Annotated in this window: 16 protein-coding genes and 1 pseudogene; 5 read left to right on the forward strand and 12 right to left on the reverse strand. The window is 61.4% G+C overall.

Annotation, left to right across the window (positions count from 1 at the left end):
- Positions 1–292, forward strand: a pseudogene (locus PMI11_RS37930) (hypothetical protein); the annotation flags it as partial.
- Between the two features lie 320 nt (positions 293–612).
- Here the strand turns inward: PMI11_RS37930 and solA are convergent.
- The 6 genes from solA to PMI11_RS12160 all read right to left on the reverse strand — a co-directional run bounded on the left by solA (position 613) and on the right by PMI11_RS12160 (position 6,432).
- Complete coding sequence (gene solA / locus PMI11_RS12135; protein WP_007817202.1) at positions 613–1,743, reverse strand: N-methyl-L-tryptophan oxidase; 1,131 nt, start codon at positions 1,741–1,743, stop codon at positions 613–615.
- Between the two features lie 9 nt (positions 1,744–1,752).
- Positions 1,753–3,246 (reverse strand): HAL/PAL/TAL family ammonia-lyase, encoded by a 1,494-nt coding sequence (hutH, locus tag PMI11_RS12140; protein WP_007817204.1) that lies wholly within the window; start codon positions 3,244–3,246, stop codon positions 1,753–1,755.
- Entirely contained in the window at positions 3,243–4,019 is a 777-nt protein-coding gene (locus PMI11_RS12145) for an ABC transporter ATP-binding protein (RefSeq protein ID WP_007817206.1), read from the reverse strand. The genes hutH (PMI11_RS12140) and PMI11_RS12145 overlap by 4 nt, the downstream gene beginning before the upstream one ends.
- Before the next feature lie 27 nt (positions 4,020–4,046).
- Positions 4,047–4,751 carry an ABC transporter permease gene (locus tag PMI11_RS12150; RefSeq protein ID WP_007817207.1) on the reverse strand — a complete coding sequence of 235 codons (705 nt, stop codon included), beginning with the start codon at positions 4,749–4,751 and terminating at the stop codon, positions 4,047–4,049.
- A 9-nt stretch (positions 4,752–4,760) separates the two neighbouring features.
- The gene (locus PMI11_RS12155) at positions 4,761–5,486 is read right to left on the reverse strand and encodes an ABC transporter permease (protein ID WP_007817209.1); all 726 of its coding nucleotides are present in this window, start codon (positions 5,484–5,486) and stop codon (positions 4,761–4,763) included.
- A gap of 103 nt (positions 5,487–5,589) precedes the next feature.
- Positions 5,590–6,432: a transporter substrate-binding domain-containing protein gene (locus tag PMI11_RS12160; RefSeq protein ID WP_007817211.1), complete on the reverse strand. Its 843-nt coding sequence runs from the start codon at positions 6,430–6,432 to the stop codon at positions 5,590–5,592.
- A gap of 191 nt (positions 6,433–6,623) precedes the next feature.
- Here PMI11_RS12160 and hutC (PMI11_RS12165) point away from each other — a divergent pair, with 191 nt between their 5' ends.
- On the forward strand, positions 6,624–7,379 hold the full coding sequence (gene hutC, locus PMI11_RS12165) for a histidine utilization repressor (RefSeq protein ID WP_007817213.1): 756 nt from the start codon (positions 6,624–6,626) through the stop codon (positions 7,377–7,379).
- Positions 7,380–7,437: 58 nt separating this feature from the next.
- On the opposite strand, the gene PMI11_RS12170 is transcribed toward hutC (PMI11_RS12165), so the two are convergent.
- Genes PMI11_RS12170 through hutI form a run of 5 tightly spaced genes read right to left on the reverse strand, consistent with a single transcriptional unit; the run spans position 7,438 to position 13,314 of the window.
- On the reverse strand, positions 7,438–8,013 hold the full coding sequence (locus PMI11_RS12170) for a HutD/Ves family protein (protein WP_007817215.1): 576 nt from the start codon (positions 8,011–8,013) through the stop codon (positions 7,438–7,440).
- Positions 8,014–8,016: 3 nt separating this feature from the next.
- The gene (hutU, locus tag PMI11_RS12175; protein WP_007817216.1) at positions 8,017–9,705 is read right to left on the reverse strand and encodes a urocanate hydratase; all 1,689 of its coding nucleotides are present in this window, start codon (positions 9,703–9,705) and stop codon (positions 8,017–8,019) included.
- Positions 9,706–9,720: 15 nt separating this feature from the next.
- On the reverse strand, positions 9,721–10,521 hold the full coding sequence (gene hutG, locus PMI11_RS12180) for an N-formylglutamate deformylase (protein WP_007817218.1): 801 nt from the start codon (positions 10,519–10,521) through the stop codon (positions 9,721–9,723).
- A gap of 1 nt (position 10,522) precedes the next feature.
- Entirely contained in the window at positions 10,523–12,058 is a 1,536-nt protein-coding gene (gene hutH / locus PMI11_RS12185; RefSeq protein ID WP_007817220.1) for a histidine ammonia-lyase, read from the reverse strand.
- The gene (gene hutI / locus PMI11_RS12190) at positions 12,055–13,314 is read right to left on the reverse strand and encodes an imidazolonepropionase (RefSeq protein ID WP_007817222.1); all 1,260 of its coding nucleotides are present in this window, start codon (positions 13,312–13,314) and stop codon (positions 12,055–12,057) included. Before hutI ends, hutH (PMI11_RS12185) begins: the two co-directional genes overlap by 4 nt.
- Positions 13,315–13,437: 123 nt before the next feature.
- Here hutI and PMI11_RS12195 point away from each other — a divergent pair, with 123 nt between their 5' ends.
- The gene (locus PMI11_RS12195) at positions 13,438–14,784 is read left to right on the forward strand and encodes a formimidoylglutamate deiminase (RefSeq protein ID WP_007817224.1); all 1,347 of its coding nucleotides are present in this window, start codon (positions 13,438–13,440) and stop codon (positions 14,782–14,784) included.
- Between the two features lie 57 nt (positions 14,785–14,841).
- Positions 14,842–15,567, forward strand: coding sequence for a histidine utilization repressor (gene hutC / locus PMI11_RS12200; protein WP_007817226.1), 726 nt, complete (start codon positions 14,842–14,844; stop codon positions 15,565–15,567).
- Between the two features lie 391 nt (positions 15,568–15,958).
- On the opposite strand, the gene PMI11_RS12205 is transcribed toward hutC (PMI11_RS12200), so the two are convergent.
- Complete coding sequence (locus PMI11_RS12205; protein WP_007817228.1) at positions 15,959–16,984, reverse strand: LacI family DNA-binding transcriptional regulator; 1,026 nt, start codon at positions 16,982–16,984, stop codon at positions 15,959–15,961.
- A 293-nt stretch (positions 16,985–17,277) separates the two neighbouring features.
- Between PMI11_RS12205 and PMI11_RS12210 the strand changes: the two genes are divergently transcribed.
- The coding region (locus tag PMI11_RS12210) for an ABC transporter substrate-binding protein (RefSeq protein ID WP_244430561.1) at positions 17,278–18,109 on the forward strand (832 nt) is incomplete at its 3' end.

Genomic DNA, 18,109 nt, shown 5'->3' on the forward strand with positions numbered 1-18,109 from the left:
ATCCATCGTAACGGCTCGCCCGTCGTTAATCACCAAAACCTTTTACGGGAATAATCGATCTGGTACAATCAAGGAGTGCGATGCGGACGCATCGATGTCGCAGCCTTATCCGATTATCAGGTCGAACGCGTCGCGGTCATCGATCCGCCCGCATATCGAAAGCGACACCACCAATGACTTTATTCGTCAAGTCGACGCTAGCCGCATCAATCTCGGCTTAGCAAGGAGTCGGCTCTTCGCTCAGGGTGTCAGCGGTTATGAACCGCTGCCAGAATCGGCGCAATATTGGTGAAGAATTAATTACAGCTTGGTTCCTGCCAAGCTGGCGGTTCATGCGCGCCTTCATTATTCCATATAGCTAGTCCAAGAAGCAACATAGCTGGTCGAAAAAGCAACACCACTTTCCTAGCCTCGCAATGCGAGACAGAACGTTGCTCTTTCTCCTGCCCTTCCGATCTGCTTGGCGGTACTGTCCGCTCGAACAAGAGACAGATCAGTGAATTTGGCGTTCTGCGGTTCGATGAGATCGACGATCATGAGATCATCCACGAGTTCTTCCCGCATAGGCGACTTACTCAGCCGCCAATGCCCTCCGGGCTGCCGCCCGCGGTTCTAGACCTTGGCAAAGGAAAAGGCATTGATCGGCAGGTCGGTCTGCCCATCAATGGCAAGATCCGCCAGGATTTCGCCGACGACGCTCGTGAACTTGAAGCCGTGGCCGGAGCAGGGCGAAGCGACGACAATGTTCTTTTCGCCTGGCATATGGTCGAGAAGAAAGTCCTCGGTCGGCAGCATCGTATAGCGGCAGGTCGTTTCCTTCATGCGAAGACCGGCCGCAGCCGGAACACGCTTCCTGATGAAGCTGTCAAGCAAATCCCGGTCGGCATCGTTGACGGGCGGATTTGGCTTGTTAGGATCGATCGGCTCGCGGAAATGTGCGTGCTTGCCGACCTTCACCCCGTCGACGCCGATGGCGGGAAAACCGAAATAGGTGCCTTGCGCACCTTCGTCCCGCAGGAAACAGGGCATGCGCTGCGGCTGCGTGGCGACATCATCCTGCGGCTGATACCAGGCAACCACCTGACGGATTGGCACCGCCGCCTGCTTCAGCTGGGGTATCAGTTCGGCAATCCACGATCCGGTCGCCACGACGATTTTCCCTGCCCGATACCGCCCGGTTTCAGAGATGATCGTCACGCCGGCATCATCGGGCTCGATTGCGGTCACTTTCTCGCCGAAGTGGAGGATGGCTCCGTCTTCGACAGCGAGCCTCAGGTAGCCCAGCACAGCCGCCTCGGGACGAAGATAGCCGCCCTGCGGATCAAACAGCGCCATCTCATGATCGTCGAGCTGGAAGGCCGGAAAGCGGCGCGCCATCTCTTCCTTGTCCAGCGCCTCATAGGCCAGTCCGTGGAGTTCGGAGGACGCGCGCGTACCGGCAACGATCTTGCTGTCCGGTGCGCCGATCTGCAACACGCCTGTTATCGTCAGGATCTCAGTGCGCAGGCGTGCCTCCAGCGACCGCCAGTTCTGATAGGCGCGCTTGAGCAGCGGAACATAGGACGGGTCCTCGAAATAGCCAAGCCGGATCAGGCGGCTGTCACCATGCGAAGAACTCAGCGCATGGGCGGGAAAATAGGCATCGAAGCCGATCGCCCTGACGCCGCGACCCGCGAGAAAGGCGAGCGCGGCACTTCCCATGGCACCAAGGCCGATAACGGCGACGTCGAAGCTGGCGGTCATGAAGTTTCCTCAGGGAATTGCTGGTGCTGTGGCCTCACGGATCAGTCCGCGCAAGGCCTCGATGTCGCGCGAAAGCGGCCTGTCATCGGCATAGGCAGGCACGATCGTGCGAACGGCTTTGTAGATAGCATCCGTGCCCGTCGCCCTCGACGCGGTACCGACGAGGAATTCGTGGGCCTGTGCAGCCGCCATCAATTCGATCGCCAGGATGTATTCGGCATTATCGATCAGCGCGAGAAGCTTGTTGGCGGCGGCCGTCGGGTGCGCCAGGAAATCCTCCTGCAAGCCGGACGTGATACCGCCATCGGTAGAGGCTGGTGCGGCAAGTCGCCGGTTCTCGTTGGCAAGCGCTGCTGCCGTATATTGCGCGATCATAAGGCCAGAATTGCTGCCGGCATCACTTGCGAGGAACGGCGGCAGGCCGCTCACGAGCGGATTGACGAGGCGGTCCATGCGCCGTTCGCTCATGGCGGAAATCTGAGCGAGGGCCGTCGCAAGACTATCGGCAGCCTGTGCAAGGGCAGGGGCTACGGCATGTGCCTCGGAGGATATGATCGGCTCCTCGGGCGTGCCTGATACGGCGGGATTGTCGGTGACGGAGGCAAGCTCCTGATCGACGACGAGGGCCGACATATCGAAGACATCGCGCGCAGCACCATGGGCATGCGGGATCGAACGCAGGCTGAGCGCGTCCTGCGTCCGTTTGCCTGTCGCAGCTGATATCAACCCGCTGCCGGCAAGCCGGGCACGCAGCGAGGCACCGACGCTGGCGATGCCCTTGGAGGGACGCAGTGCCAGAACGGCCGCATCGAAGGCCGCCATCTGGCAGCCGGCCGCTTCAAGCGTGAGTGCCGCGATCGCATCTGCCCAGTCGAGAAGCCGCTCGGCGCGCGCCAGGGCAACACTTGCGAGCCCGGTCGCGCAGGCTGTGCCGTTGACGAGGCTGAGACCCTCCTTGGCACCGAGCACCAATGGTTCGAGGCTAATGGCGGCAAGCGCGTCGCGGCCGCCCATATGGCCGCCCTTAACGCGGGCGCTGCCTTCGCCGATCAGCACCAGCGCATTATGGGCGTTATGGGTGAGGTAGCCCGCCGAACCCTTGGAGGGAACGTCGGGAATACAGCCCCTTTCGAGAAAAATGGCGAGATAGCGGACGATCTCGGGACGCACTCCGGAATGTCCGTGGGCAAAATTGGCGATCTGCGCGGCGATGATGGCGCGCACCTCGCGCGGTGCCAGCAATTCGCCGACGCCCACCGCATGGCTGAGAATGATGTTGCGTGACAGTCTGCTCTGCGAGGCCCTGTCGACAACGGTATCAGAAAGCGCACCAACACCGGTATTGATGCCATAGGCCCGCACACCGGTCTCGACGACCCGCTCGACGATGCGGCTTGCATGCGTGACACGATCCCAGGCCGCTTGCGATAGGCCAAGCGCTTCCCCCTCGGCCACGCGCGCGATATCGCGCCAGCCGGCAACCCTGTCGATGGTGATGGTCATTGGCCGGTTCCGAAATGGCCGATGAACTGGCGGAAAGCCGGCGATGCGCCGCCGCCGAACATTTCGTTCGGCGTGCCGCTGCTTTCGACCAGCCCTTCGCGCATGAAGACGACGCGGTTCGACACATTGCGGGCAAAGCTCATTTCGTGGGTAACGACGAGCATGGTCATGCCCTCTTCGGCAAGCGCGCGCATGACGCGCAGCACTTCGCCGACCAATTCCGGATCGAGCGCTGACGTCGGCTCGTCGAACAGCATGACCTTCGGCTTCATGGCGAGCGCACGGGCAATGGCCGCCCGCTGCTGCTGGCCGCCCGAAAGATGCGCCGGGTAGGCATGGCGCTTGTCGGCAATGCCGACCTTTTCGAGCAGCGCTTCGGCTTCGGCGATGCATTCGGCCCGCGGCCGCTTCAAGACATGGACGGGGCCTTCGATGACATTCTGCAGGATGGTCATATGGGACCACAGATTGAAGGACTGGAAGACCATGCCGAGTTCGGAGCGGATATGGTCGACCTGCTTCTGGCTCGCCGGTCTCGTCTTGCCGTTCTTGTGGATCATCTGGATGTGTTCGCCGTCGACCCAGATTTCGCCGTCGCTCGCCACTTCAAGAAGATTGATACAGCGCAGGAAAGTGGATTTGCCGGAGCCCGACGCGCCGAGCAGCGAGATCACGTCGCCATCTTCGGCATCGAGCGATATGCCGCGCAGCACTTCATGGGTGCCGAAGCTCTTTCTGATATTGCGGACCGAAAGTCGGGTTACGCCGGGCATGGAAGCTCCAATCACGTTCAGTCGGGTTCAAGCCTTCAGCGCCGCCGGAATAGCGCGGCGATGTCGGGACAGCCAGTATTCCAGCAGGGACATGGCCTGGAGGATGATGAAGTTCAAAACGAGGTAGATGATGGCCGCACAGAGAAAGACTTCCATCGTGCGGTAGGTCTGCGAAATCAGCCGCTGTGCAACGCCCGTCACTTCCCAGACCGTCACGAGGCTTGCGAGTGCTGTCGATTTCATCATCAGCACGATTTCGGTCGAATAGGCCGGCAGCGCATGCCGGAAGGCGATCGGCGCCAGGATGCGGCGCACCATCAGGAAGCCGGACATGCCGATGGCGCGCGCTGCCTCGATTTCCTTCGGCGAGACGGCGCGAATGCCGCCGCGGAAGATCTCGGCAGAGTAGCCGGCGGTGCAGAGAGCGAGCGAGAGAACCGCGCAGACCATCGGCTCGCGCAGGAAGGGCCAGAGGAAGGAATAGCGGATGACGCCGAACTGGCCGAGCCCGTAAAAGACCAGGAACATCTGGATCAAGAGCGGCGAGCCGCGGAAGATGAAGATGTAGCCCTTGGCGAAGCCGGAGAGGATCGGATTGCCGCTGACGCGCATGGCGACGATGACGAGCGCCAGCAATCCGCCGAAGAAGATCGACAGGAAGAACAGGATCAGCGTCGTCGGCACGGCTTTCAAGAGCGTGACCATGGTGCTGAACAGGAAGGCGATATCCATCTGTCCCTCCTATGCCTGGCCCATGGCCGAAGCCGGCATGCTGCGATTGGCCTTGCGCTCGGCGCCGTTGAAGACGCGGTCAGACAGGCTGGTGAGGATCAGATAGAGCGCACCGCCGACGATATAGAAGAGGAAATATTGCCGGGTCGAACCCGCGGCGACCTGGCTCGAACGCATCAATTCTGCAAGGCCGGTTACCGAAATCAGCGCCGAATCCTTCAGGCTGAGCTGCCAGACATTGCCGAGGCCGGGAATGGCAAGGCGCAGAACCTGGGGAATGATGATGCGGCGAAACCTGAGACCGCGATGCATGCCGATCGCCGAAGCTGCCTCGAGCTCGCCCTTGGAAATGGCGTTGTAGGCGCCACGATAAACCTCCGCCTGATAGGCGCCCGAGATGATGCCGACGGCAAGCGCGCCGGCGGCAAAAGATGGCAGGCCGAGAAAGCCTTCATATCCCATGGACTGGCCGATCGCGGTAATGGCCGAAGAACCGCCGAAATAGATCAGATAGATGATCAGCAGTTCCGGAACACCGCGGAAAACGGTGGTGTAGATATGGCCGATCGTGACGAGCACGAAATTGCTGGAGAGCTTCGCGGCTGCGATGATCGCGCCGAGCACGGCGCCGATCGCAAGTGCGGTGGCGGTCACGCAGAGCGTCAGCAATGTGCCGACGAGAAGGAACGCTCCCCACCCGGTTGAGCCGAATCCAATCAATTCGAGTGTCGCCATGGGCCTTCCCAGCTCTGTCTTCGTCGTGATGACGGGCGGTCAGAATAGCACGTGGTCTCCGATCGCAAAGTGGAGACCACGGAACGCGGATTCCCTCGAACGCTTAGTTCTGCGGGCTGACGTCGACCTTGAACCACTTCATGGAAAGCGTCTTGACCGTGCCGTCGGCGAGCGCCGACTTGATCGCCTCGCTGAACTTGTCGCGCAGGTCCGTATCGGCCTTGCGGATGCCAAGTCCTTCGCCCTCGCCCCAGATCGAGCCGACGATTTCCGGACCGGTAAAGGCAAGCGCGCCATTGGCAGCTTCAAACGCATTGTTGAAGTAGACGGCATCGTCGAAGCCGAGGTCGATGCGGCCGTTCTGCAGGTCGAGGTCGCGGTCAGCCCCCGTCTTGTATTCGCGGATCTCGGCAATGCTGCCGAAATTATCATAGACGAACTTGGCATAGACGGTTGCTGCCTGAATGCCGATCGTCTTGCCCTTGAAGGCTTCCTTCAAGGCTTCGATTTCCTTCACGCCGGTTTGGCCGGGCGTCATCTTGATGGTTGCGCCGGTGCCGGAAGCGTTGGCAAGCGGGCTGTCCTTGGCGGTGGCGAAGGCTGCCGGCGTTGCAGCGTATGGGATGGTGAAGTCGATGACCTGCTTGCGCTCGTCGGTGATCGACAGCGCATCCATGATGACGTCGAACTTGCCGGCATTCAGCGCCGGGATCATGCCATCCCAGTCGGATGCGACCAGCGTGCATTCGATCTTGGCGCGTTCGCACAGGACCTTGGCGAGCTCCGGTTCGAAGCCGCCGAGCGAGCCGTCGGCATTGGTGAGGTTCCAGGGAGCGTAGGCGCCTTCGAGTGTGATGGTCGCCTTCGTCCAGTCCTTGGCAGAGGCAGGGGCCGCAAAGGCGGCTGCCGTCATCGCGCAGGAAAGAAGAATCGTGCTGAGCTTCATTGATGTGATCTCCTCTGAGATTGGACAGACCTTGCGGTATGAATGCCGATCTTCGCCGGCTTGCCCGTCCTGATCCTTTGTTTCATTTTTGGATCGGCAGGTTGTATAGGGTACCATATGAGATATTTTGTGATATGCAAGTGGAAAGTCGATTTAAAAGGCAGATTCCATTCATGCAAAGGGAATAGGCAATGAAGCGTTCCGGCGAGATGAAGCGCGAACTGGCGGAAAATGACGGCGGCCCGCTTTATGCTGGCGTCAAGCAGGTCATTCTCGACCGGATCCGCAGCGGCGAATGGCCGCCGCGACATCGCGTGCCCTCCGAAAACGAGCTTGTGGTGGAGCTCGGCGTCAGCAAGATGACTGCTAATCGGGCGCTTCGGGAACTGGCGAACGAAGGCGAACTCCTCCGTATCCAGGGCGTCGGTTCCTTCGTTGCGGAACGCAAAGGCTATTCGGCGCTCTTTGAGGTGCGCAATATCGCCGACGAGATCGCCGAGCGTGGTCATATTCATGAGGCGACAGTCATCGTTCTGGCCGAGGAGCCGGCCTCTCCGGAGGTTGCCGATGCGCTGGAGCTTGAGATCGGCGCGCCGGTTTTCCACTCGCTGATCGTCCACAACGAGAATGGCGTGCCCGTGCAGATCGAGGACCGCTTCGTCAATCCGGGGGCTGTGCCCGATTATCTGGCGCAGGACTTTTCGACGCTGACGCCGAATGCCTATCTGACGGCGGCAGCGCCGCTCAGCGCATCGGAGCATATCGTCGAGGCGGTGGTGCCGCGCGCCTGGGAATGCAAGCTGCTGACGATCCTGCAGAATGAGCCGTGCCTTGCCATCCGCCGACGTACCTGGTCGGCCCGCCAGGTGGTCTCGACCGCCCGCCTCGTCTATCCCGGACATCGCTACAGGCTGGAAACGCGCAACGGCAAGATCTTCGAGGAATAGGCTAGTTGTATATGGAACTTGCCTCGAAAAAGCAATTTCCCTAGCCCATTCCATGATTTTACGCCTTCTCGATCGAGATGGCGTAGCAGAGCGCCTGGCCGGAAAGATCGAGCCTGTCGCCATCGCTCTCTTCAAGCAATAGTGCATCGCCGGCGTCGAGTTCGATGCTCTGCGCACCCGTTCGCGCCGCCAGAGCTCCATTGGCGCAAAAGATTAGGAAAATCCCTTTCGCAAACGCCAGGCTCTTCTTACCGTCGATGAAATGCCGCGCGACTGCGTGCCTCACGGCACCCCGCCTGCTCATCACGTTCAGGTCGGTGATTGTGCCATCCGGCAGCGTTGCCGAGACGGCGATATCGGCGGCAAAGGCGAGGGGTTCACTCTCCTGCGTCAGGAGCACCGGCTCACGCCCCTCGATGAAGAGCCGCATACCCTTGCCTTCCAGGATCGACAGCGTGCGGTCGATCCCGGGAAAGACGGAGAAAGGCCCGTCGGAAGCAACGGTAGCGGCGCTGACCCGCCAATCGAATTCGGCAAGTCCTGCGCCCCCAGGCGAAATGGCGATCTCCACCGTTTCGCCGCCACCGTTCTTCCACGGCATGCGTTTGTGACCAGCAGCGCGCAGAACCTTCATGGCTCAGTTTCCAAGAATGCCGGGCAGGCGCAAGCCCTTGTCCTTGGCGCAATCGATAGCGATGTCGTAGCCGGCATCGGCATGGCGCATGACACCGGTCGCCGGATCGTTCCAAAGAACATTTCCGAGGCGGCGGGCCGCATCGTCAGTGCCGTCGGCGCAAATGACCATGCCGGAATGCTGCGAGAAGCCCATGCCGACGCCGCCGCCATGATGCAGCGATACCCAGGTGGCGCCGGAGGCGGTGTTGAGCAGCGCGTTCAGGAGCGGCCAGTCGGAGACGGCATCCGAGCCGTCCTTCATGGCTTCCGTCTCGCGGTTCGGCGAGGCGACTGAGCCGGAATCGAGGTGGTCGCGGCCGATGACGACAGGCGCCTTAAGCTCGCCATTTTTGACCATCTCGTTGAAGGCAAGGCCGAGGCGGTGGCGGTCGCCGAGGCCGACCCAGCAGATGCGTGCCGGCAGGCCCTGGAAGGCAATGCGCTCGCGCGCCATGTCGAGCCAGTTGTGCAGGTGCTTGTTGTCGGGCAGCAGCTCCTTCACCTTGGCGTCGGTCTTGTAGATGTCTTCGGGATCACCGGACAGGGCGGCCCAGCGGAACGGGCCGATGCCGCGGCAGAAGAGCGGGCGGATATAGGCCGGCACGAAGCCCGGGAAGGCGAAGGCGTTTTCGAGACCCTCGTCCTTGGCGACCTGGCGGATGTTGTTGCCGTAGTCGAGCGTGGGAACACCGGCATCCCAGAAGGCGACCATGGCCTCGACATGCGCCTTCATCGAGGCGCGGGCTGCGGCCTCCACGGCCTTCGGATCTGTTTCGCGCTTGGCCTTGGCCTCTGCGACCGTCCAGCCGACCGGCAGGTAGCCGTTGCGCGGGTCATGCGCCGAAGTCTGGTCCGTGACGATATCGGGGCGCGGACCGCCAGCCTTCATGCGACGCACCAGTTCCGGGAAGATTTCGGCGGCGTTGCCAACGAGGCCGACCGACTTTGCTTCGCCGGCCTTGGTCCAGCGCTCGATCTTTTCCAGCGCCTCGTCCAGAGTGTGGGCCTTTTCGTCGACATAGCGGGTGCGCAGGCGGAAATCGATGCGGGTCTCGTCGCATTCGACGGCCAGGCAGCAGGCGCCGGCCATGACGGCGGCCAGCGGCTGGGCGCCGCCCATGCCGCCGAGGCCGCCGGTCAGGATCCACTTGCCCGTGAGATTGCCGTCATAGTGCTGGCGGCCGGCTTCCACGAAGGTCTCGTAGGTGCCCTGCACGATACCCTGCGTGCCGATATAGATCCACGAGCCGGCCGTCATCTGGCCGTACATGGCAAGGCCTTTCTTGTCGAGCTCGTTGAAATGATCCCAGGTCGCCCAGTGCGGCACGAGGTTGGAATTGGCAATCAGCACGCGCGGCGCATCCTTGTGGGTGCGGAAGACTCCGACCGGCTTGCCGGACTGAACCAGCAGCGTCTCGTCCTCGTTGAGCGTCTTCAACGTCGCAGTGATGCGATCGAAATCGTCCCAAGTGCGGGCTGCGCGGCCAATGCCGCCATAGACGACGAGCTCATGCGGATTTTCTGCGACGTCGGGATCGAGATTGTTCATGAGCATGCGCAGCGGCGCTTCGGTCATCCAGCTCTTGGCGTTCAGCTGATCGCCGCGTGGCGCACGGACGTCGCGGATATTGTGGCGCGGGTTAACGGTCATAATGATGTTCCCTTTCTAGCGTTTCAGACCAAGCGCGATCTCTTCGATCCGCGTCAGAATGGATTTGAGATGGATGCGCAGATTGTCGGCCTCCTCGCCGTCATAGGCAAAGGGTGGCGCTTCGGTTGCAAGATGCGTGGATTGTGCGAGCTCCATCTGGATGGCATGGACGCCGGTTTCCGGCTTGCCGTAATGGCGGGTCGTCCAGCCGCCCTTGAAGCGGCCGTTCAGGATGCTGTCATAGCCTGCGGCAGCCGACGCAAGGGCGATGGTCGCCTGCTCAATCGCCGGATCGCAGGTCTTGCCCATATCGGTGCCGATATTGAAATCCGGCAGCTTGCCCTCGAAGAGGAAGGGAATGTGCGAACGGATGGAATGGCAGTCGTAGAGAACGGCGACGCCATGAATGGATTTGACCCGTTCGATCTCGGCCGCAAGGGCGCCATGGTAGGGCGCGTGAAAATCGCGCAGCCTGACGGCGATATCGGCTTCGGTCGGCGCGGCCCCATCCTTCCAGATTGCCTTGCCGTCGAAATCCGTCTCCGGGATCAGCCCGGTCGTGTTCTGGCCGGGATAGAGGCTGGTGCCCGAGGGATCGCGGTTGGCATCGATCACGTAGCGATGGAACGTCGCGCGCACCGTGGTCGGATTGTCGAGCAAGCCGTCATAGAGATCGTGGATGTGCCAGTCGGTATCGGCAAGCAGCCGGCCATTATCGTCAAGGCGCTCCCATATATCGACCGGAACCTCGGTGCCCGTATGAGGAAAGCCGAGGATGACGGGGGAAGTGCCTTGCTTGACCTCGAAAACAGACATGTCAAACCTCCAGAGCGGGCAGGATACCGCTTGAAACGGATGCGTTGAGACGGCCGCTTGCAATGAGCACCGTCGCCGCCTTCATATCGTTCGCCATGTAGCGGTCTTCCTCCAGCGACGGCACAACAGCGCGGATAGCGGCGATCGCCTTCTTGAGCTCGGGGCTGGTCGCAAGCGGTGCGCGAAGCTCCACCCCTTGTGCGGCGGTGAGCGCTTCGATGCCGATGATGCTGAAGAGATTTTCGGTCATCGGCAGAAGCCGGCGCGCGCCGTGGCAGGCCATGGACACATGGTCTTCCTGGTTGGCCGAGGTCGGCGTCGAATCGACGGAGGCCGGGTGCGACATCTGCTTGTTCTCGCTCATCAGCGCGGCGGATGTGACTTCGGCAATCATCAGGCCGGAATTGAGTCCCGGCTTCTTGGCGAGGAAGGCCGGCAGACCGTAGGAAAGGGCGGGATCGACGAGCAGCGCGATGCGGCGCTGGGCGATTGCCCCGATCTCGCAGACGGCAAGCGCGATCTGATCTGCGGCGAAGGCGACGGGCTCGGCATGGAAATTGCCACCCGAGACGACGGAATTGTCCGACAGCACCAGCGGATTGTCGGTCACCGCATTGGCTTCGATCTCGAGCGTGCCGGCAACCGAGCGCAGGAGATCGAGGCAGGCGCCGTCGACCTGCGGCTGGCAGCGGATGCAATAGGGATCCTGCACACGCTCGTCGCCCTCGATATGGCTCTGGCGGATCGGCGAGTTTTCGAGCAGGGCGCGGAGGCCCGCTGCCGTGTCGATCTGACCGCGATGGCCGCGTAGCGTGTGGATATCGGGATGGAAGGGTGCGGACGAGCCCATGGCCGCATCCGTCGACATGGCGCCGGTAATCAGCGCCGATTGCGCCGCCCGGTGCGCACGGAAGAGACCGGCAAGCGCAAGGGCCGTCGAGGTCTGCGTGCCGTTGATGAGCGCCAGGCCTTCCTTGGCGGCCAGCACGACCGGTTGCAGCCCGGCTTTGACAAGCGCCGTTGCACCATGCAGCCTTTCACCGCCGAAGAACGCCTCGCCGTGGCCCATCATCACGGCCGTCATATGGGCAAGCGGTGCAAGATCGCCGGAGGCGCCGACCGAGCCCTTTTCCGGGATGACCGGAATGACGCCGCGCGCCATCATCGCTTCGATCAGCCGCACAATGTCGAGCCGCACGCCGGAGGCACCACGGCCGAGCGAAACGAGCTTCAGCGCCATGATGAGACGCACGACATTTTCCGGCAGCGGCTCGCCGACGCCGCAGCAATGGGAAAGGATGAGATTGCGCTGGAGTGTGGCCACATCGGCGCTGTCGATCTTGATCGAGGCAAGTTTACCGAAGCCGGTATTGATGCCATAAACCGGCGCATTGCCGGCAGCGATCTCGGCAATACGTTTCGCCGCCTTGAGGATCCCCGCATCAAAGGACGGATCGAGTTTTGCCGGAACGCCGGTCCAGTAGATGGTGGCGAGATCCTGAAGTGAAACGGAACCCGGATGGAGAGTGATGGTCATCGGTCGATCCTCTCGCCCTTGAAGATGTGCGCATAAAGCGGGTTGAAGCCGATGCGATAGACGAGCTCGGCCGGGCTCTCGATATTCCAGACCGCCAGATCGGCGGACTTGCCGGCTTCGAGCGTCCCTGTTTCGGCGAGCAGGCCGAGCGCGCGTGCGCCCTCGCGGGTTGCCCCGGCAATGCATTCTTCCACGGTCAACCCGAACAGCGTCGCCGACATGTTCATGGTGAGCAGCATGGACGTCAGCGGCGAGGTGCCGGGATTACAGTCCGTGGCAATTGCGATATGCACGCCGGTCTGGCGCAAGGCCTGAACCGGTGGCTTCTGCTTTTCGTTGATCGCGTAGAAAGCGCCCGGAAGCAGCACGGCGACCGTGCCGGCCGCAGCCATTGCCCGCGCGCCATCCTCATCCAGATATTCCAGATGATCGGCTGAAAGCGCGGCGTAGGAGGCTGCGAGTTTTGCGCCGCCGAGATTGGAAAGCTGCTCGGCATGGAGCTTGGCGGGAATACCAAGCGAACGGGCCTTGTCGAAGACTCGGCCAATCTCGTCGACCGAGAAGGCGATGCCTTCGCAGAAGCCGTCGACGGCATCGACGAGGCCTTCCGCATACGCCCGTTCCAGTCCAGGCAGGACCACTTCAGTAATATAATCCTGATTGCGTCCCCTGTATTCGACAGGTGTTGCATGAGCACCGAGATAGGAGGTGACGACCCGCACGGGTCGGACATTTGCGAGCGCGCGAGCAGCGCGCAGCATCTTCAGCTCCGCCTCGATATTGAGGCCGTAGCCGGATTTGATCTCGATGGTGGTGACACCTTCGCGGAGCAGCGTATCCAGCCGCGGCAACGCGGCCTCGACCAGGCCCTCGACGGACAGTGCATTGGTTGCCTTCACCGAGGAGACGATGCCGCCGCCGGCGCGCGCAATCTCTTCATAAGTCGCGCCCTCAAGGCGCATCTCGAATTCTCGTGCCCGATTGCCGCCATAGACGATATGCGTGTGGCAGTCGACGAGGCCCGGCGTGACCCAGCGGCCTTCAAGATCCGTGATCTCGGCCGTCTCGATCAGGGCGGACGGCAATTCGCCTTCCGGGCCGGCAAACAGGATACGGCCGCCTTCGCAAACGATGGCGCCTTTGTCGATAATGCCGAGGCCCGTCAGATCCTCCCGCAGCGTCGCCAGGCGCGTATTGCGCCAAAGCGAGCGGGCGCTGGAGCCGCGACCCGATCTGGAAAATTTGTTCCCACTCATCAGCTTTACGCCTTTCTTTATGGGTCAATATGTATATACATAATAGCAGTGATGACAAGTGGAAATTTATGGCCCTGTGCACAAAGGCAAGCGGTGGGCCTATAAGGAAGAAGGGGAGCAATCATGACGAAACTTCATGGAACGACTGCCTTGCTGGCCGAAGGCTGGCGCGAGAATGTGCGCCTGACGCTCGAAAACGGCCGGATTGCCGCAATCGAGACGGATGTCGCGCCTGATGCCGATGATGAGCGCCATGCCACCCTTTTGCCGGCTATGCCGAACCTCCACAGCCATGCCTTTCAGCGGGCGATGGCGGGGCTTGCCGAAGTACGCGGTCCGGCCAATGACAGTTTCTGGAGCTGGCGCACCGTCATGTACAAGTTCGCCCTGTCGATGACGCCTGACCATATCGAGGCGGTGGCAGCCAAGCTCTATATGGAAATGCTGGAAGCGGGCTTTGGCCGCGTCGGTGAGTTCCACTATCTGCATCACAACAAGGACGGCAGCCCCTATGCCAATATCGCCGAAATGGCCGAACGCATCGGCGCGGCCAGTGCGGAGACCGGCATCGGATTGACACTGCTTCCGGTTCTCTACGCCCATTCCGGCTTCGGCGGCGCCGCACCCATCGAGGGACAGCGCCGCTTCATCAACTCCGCAGAAAGTTTTGCGCAGCTGATGGATGGATGCCGAAAGGTCACGGGCCGGCTCCCCGGCGCTGAGATCGGTGTTGCGCCGCACAGTCTGCGCGCCGTCACGCCGGACGAACTGTCTGTCGCCATTGGGCTTGCCGGCGACGGCCCCATCCACATTCATGTCGCCGAACAGGTCAAGGAAGTCGAGGATTGCTTGGCATGGTCCGGCGCAAGGCCTGTCCAATGGCTGCTCGAGAATGCACCGGTCGATCAGCGCTGGTGCCTCATCCACGCAACCCACATGACCGATGACGAAACGCGCCAGACGGCAAGGAGCGGCGCCATTGCCGGCCTCTGCCCGATTACCGAAGCCAATCTCGGCGATGGGACATTTTCGGCGCCCCTGTTCCTGTCGGAAGGCGGGCGCTTCGGCATCGGTTCCGATTCCAACATTCTGATTTCCATCGCCGAGGAACTTCGTCAGCTCGAATATTCCGAGCGTCTGGCGTTGCGTGCCCGCAATGTCATCGCATCAACGGGCGGCTCCACAGGCCAGGCCCTCTTCGAACAGGCACTTGCCGGCGGTGGTGCGGCACTGAAGGCGCCGGCGGGTCTTGTCACCGGCAACCATGCCGACATCGTATCGCTCGAGACCAATGCCGTTTCCTACCTCTCCGAGGACCGGCTTCTCGATCACTGGATTTTTGCCGGTGGTGTGGCGGTCGACTGCGTCTGGTCGCTCGGCCGCAAGCAGGTCGAAAACGGCCGCCATCTGCGGCGCGACCTGATTGACCGCCGCTTCATCGCCGCGATGAACGAGCTATTGGCGGCATGACGACCTTTCCTCGGCGCTTCCCAGGCGTTACAGCGGAGGAAGAGCCGGAGCGTGATGATGAATGAACCCAAGGAAACGACCTTACACCAACGTATCCTCACCGATATCGAAGGTCGCATCGTCTCGGGCGAATGGCCGCCGGGTTACCGCATTCCGTTCGAAATAGAGCTGACGAAGCAATACGACTGCTCGCGTATGACGGTGAACAAGGCTCTGACCCAGCTGGTGAAAGCCGGTCTCATCGAGCGCCGCAAGAAATCCGGCAGCTTCGTCATCCAGCCGCAGGCGCAGTCCGCAGTGCTCGAGATTCACGATATCAAGGCGGAGGTACAGTCCCTCAATCTCGCCTATTCCTACAAGGTCGCAAAGCGCATCCGCAGGAAGGCACAGGCGCAGGACCGCCAGATGCTGGATCTGCAGCAAAATTCCAGTCTCGTCGAAATCATCTGCACCCACTACGCTGGGACGCAACCGTTTTGCCTGGAAAAGCGGTTGATCAATCTTCAAACCGTGCCCGAGGCAGCCAGCGAGGCGTTTGAGCAGACGGCGCCCGGCCCCTGGCTCTTAAGCCAGGTTCCCTGGAGTGCTGCCGAGCACAAGATCTTCGCAATCGGCGTCGATGAGGAGGAGGGCGCCATGCTTTCCATCCCGGCATCAACCGCATGCCTTGTCGTCGAACGACGCACCTGGAACAAATCAGGGCCGGTCACGCATGTGCGCTTCGTCTATCCTGGCAATCGCCACGCCCTTTACGCCCGTTTCACGCCGGAGGCGGTGAAATAAGCTTGATTCGCAAATGAAAAAGCGCCCGGTCACCTCGTATGACCGGACGCCTGTTGTTGCCGCCGCACTGGGTCGACGGCTTCCCATAGAAAGCGATTTCCCCGTCGTCAACATCCCCAAAACAAGGGTATTGCGAAAGTCGACGCTTACGATCAAACGGGAGAGGATGACCGGTTCTCAGATCCGTTTTTCGGAAACCACCCAAGCATCGATCCTGCCTTGGCGTCGGAAACCAGCCACCCACCGTCGACAATGTTGAAGGCGCCTGATGCGACTATCTGGACGGCCAGCAGGGCCGGGCAGCTTCCTCTACATTGACGTTATACAGCGAGAGCTAAGCTGTTCTTGGGCTGGTCGACAGAACCAAGAATCGACTGGCCAGGAAAGACGCTTACGCTTCCTGCGCTTCCGGAATGAGGGGCGGCACCTGGATGACGACAGGTTTGTTCGCTCCGGATTCGATGAGCTCGAACACCTTGTTCAGCATGCCCGGCACGTCCTGGCGCACCATTTCGATGCCGTTTCCGAGCAGTGTGACGAAGGGGTCCCAGTCGAAACAGCCGAGCACCAGACTGCGATCGTCGAGATGGCCGGAGCGGCGGATCCAGCGCATGACGCCTTCGAGCGAGATCGTCGAGTTGACGAACATGCCCTTGGGCAGTGCATTGCCGCCAAGCGCGTGCTCGTCCAACGCCTTTTCAGCCTTCTCCGGCGCATAGCCGCAGGCAAGGATATTTTCCTCATGCACGGCAACGCCGAGGTCGGCATGCGCCTCGCGAAAGCCGCGGATACGCTCGGCGGTGTTGTGGTCACTGCCGCGGCCACCGATGAAGAGCAGCGGCTCCATCTTGCCGAGCCGCTGTTCGCTATTTTTCAGGATGCGGCGCGTCAGCTCCCGCGCACCGGCGAAATTGTCCGAGATGACCGAGGGGGCAAGCGCGCCGGGCAGGTCGAGATTGAGGCTGCGCACGCCGGCAGCCGCGCACATTTCGGTGATACGGTCGGGGTCCGTGGCACCCGTCGCGATCAGGCATTCGACCTGATAGGACAGCATGGTGCGCGCCGCCTCGACCTCCAGCTGAGGGTCGCGGCGCGTGCAGGTGATGATCGGGAAAAGGCCGCGCGCACGCGCCATGTCCTCGAAGAGTTCGACGATCGAGCCAAAGTAGCGGTTGTCGTATTTCGGCACGATCATGCCGATGATGTGGGACTTTTCGCGTCTGAGCAGGCTTGCCTGCATGTTCAGCGCATAACCCTGCTCCTCGGCGATCCTCATGATCTTTTCGGCAAGCTGGCTGCTGATCCTGCGCTTCTTCCAGTTGCCGTTGAGCACGGCGCTGACGGCGCTGGCGGATGTGCCGGCAAGCTCCGCCAGATCGTAAATCGTCGTCCTCTTCGTCTGCTTCACCTGATTCAAAATGCCGTCTCCGTTTGACGGTAACTTGACATCAATCGGAGGAAGTGGCAATTCTTGCTTCATCGATTGAGCAAGATTGCGCAATCGATGATACAAACCGGTCAACAGACCGGTTCAGGGAGGTATTTCCAAGAAGCTGCGGAGAGGTTGTCCTTTTGCAGGGGTGCTTTGCTCATCGTTTTTGTGGCGGCGAAGGCGGCGGCGAGCGGGCGAACCGTAGTGACTTCCAGCAATGCCTGGGCCTGTCTTTCGATCACACCAAGGAGGAGAAAATGAATTATCGCAATTTGCTTATGGCCTCGGCGACCGTTTTCATCGGTTTTGCCGGCATGGCCTCGGCTCAGGAAGCCGCGACAGTCGCGTTCCTGATGCCCGACCAGGCATCCACGCGCTATGAGCAGCACGACTTCCCGGGCTTCAAGGCCGAGATGGAGAAGCTGTGCCCGAAGTGCACGGTGATCTACCAGAACGCCAATGCCGATGCCTCGTTGCAGCAGCAGCAGTTCAACTCGGTCATTGCCCAGGGCGCCAAGGTGGTCGTTCTTGACCCTGTCGATTCTGCCGCTGCAGCCGGCCTCGTCGAAATCGCCCAGTCCCAGGACGTCAAGGTCATCGCCTATGACCGCCCGATCCCGGACAAGCCGGCCGATTATTACGTCTCCTTCGACAATGAAGGCATCGGCTATGCGATCGCCAAGTCGCTCGTCGAGCATCTGAAGGCTTCAGGTGTTGCCGACGGCGCAGGCGTGCTCGAGATCAACGGCTCGCCGACCGATGCGGCCGCAGGCCTCATCCGCGACGGCATCCACCGCGGCCTGAAGGAATCCACCTACAAGACGCTTGCCGAATATGACACGCCGGAATGGGCGCCGCCGAAGGCGCAGGAATGGGCTGCCGGCCAGATCACCCGCTTCGGGGCCGATATCAAGGGCGTGGTTGCCGCCAATGATGGCACGGCAGGCGGCGCGATTGCCGCCTTCAAGGCCGCAGGCGTGAAGCCGGTTCCGCCGGTCACCGGCAATGATGCGACGATCGCAGCCCTTCAGCTGATCATTTCCGGCGACCAGTACAACACGATTTCGAAGCCATCCGAAATCGTTGCGGCAGCCGCTGCCAATGTGGCGG

It is taken from the genome of Rhizobium sp. CF142 (assembly GCF_000281145.1).
In the GTDB taxonomy this organism is placed as follows: domain Bacteria; phylum Pseudomonadota; class Alphaproteobacteria; order Rhizobiales; family Rhizobiaceae; genus Rhizobium.

Excerpts from the sequence above, each read along its gene's own strand:
- hutU (WP_007817216.1), bottom strand. The coding sequence starts at position 9,705 with ATGACCGTTAACCCGCGCCACAATATCCGCGACGTCCGTGCGCCACGC.
- hutG (WP_007817218.1), bottom strand. The coding sequence starts at position 10,521 with ATGTCTGTTTTCGAGGTCAAGCAAGGCACTTCCCCCGTCATCCTCGGC.
- hutC (WP_007817213.1), top strand. The coding sequence starts at position 6,624 with ATGAAGCGTTCCGGCGAGATGAAGCGCGAACTGGCGGAAAATGACGGC.
- hutI (WP_007817222.1), bottom strand. The coding sequence starts at position 13,314 with ATGAGTGGGAACAAATTTTCCAGATCGGGTCGCGGCTCCAGCGCCCGC.
- PMI11_RS12195 (WP_007817224.1), top strand. The coding sequence starts at position 13,438 with ATGACGAAACTTCATGGAACGACTGCCTTGCTGGCCGAAGGCTGGCGC.
- hutH (WP_007817220.1), bottom strand. The coding sequence starts at position 12,058 with ATGACCATCACTCTCCATCCGGGTTCCGTTTCACTTCAGGATCTCGCC.
- solA (WP_007817202.1), bottom strand. The coding sequence starts at position 1,743 with ATGACCGCCAGCTTCGACGTCGCCGTTATCGGCCTTGGTGCCATGGGA.
- PMI11_RS12160 (WP_007817211.1), bottom strand. The coding sequence starts at position 6,432 with ATGAAGCTCAGCACGATTCTTCTTTCCTGCGCGATGACGGCAGCCGCC.
- PMI11_RS12145 (WP_007817206.1), bottom strand. The coding sequence starts at position 4,019 with ATGCCCGGCGTAACCCGACTTTCGGTCCGCAATATCAGAAAGAGCTTC.
- PMI11_RS12155 (WP_007817209.1), bottom strand. The coding sequence starts at position 5,486 with ATGGCGACACTCGAATTGATTGGATTCGGCTCAACCGGGTGGGGAGCG.
- PMI11_RS12150 (WP_007817207.1), bottom strand. The coding sequence starts at position 4,751 with ATGGATATCGCCTTCCTGTTCAGCACCATGGTCACGCTCTTGAAAGCC.
- PMI11_RS12170 (WP_007817215.1), bottom strand. The coding sequence starts at position 8,013 with ATGAAGGTTCTGCGCGCTGCTGGTCACAAACGCATGCCGTGGAAGAAC.
- hutC (WP_007817226.1), top strand. The coding sequence starts at position 14,842 with ATGAATGAACCCAAGGAAACGACCTTACACCAACGTATCCTCACCGAT.
- hutH (WP_007817204.1), bottom strand. The coding sequence starts at position 3,246 with ATGACCATCACCATCGACAGGGTTGCCGGCTGGCGCGATATCGCGCGC.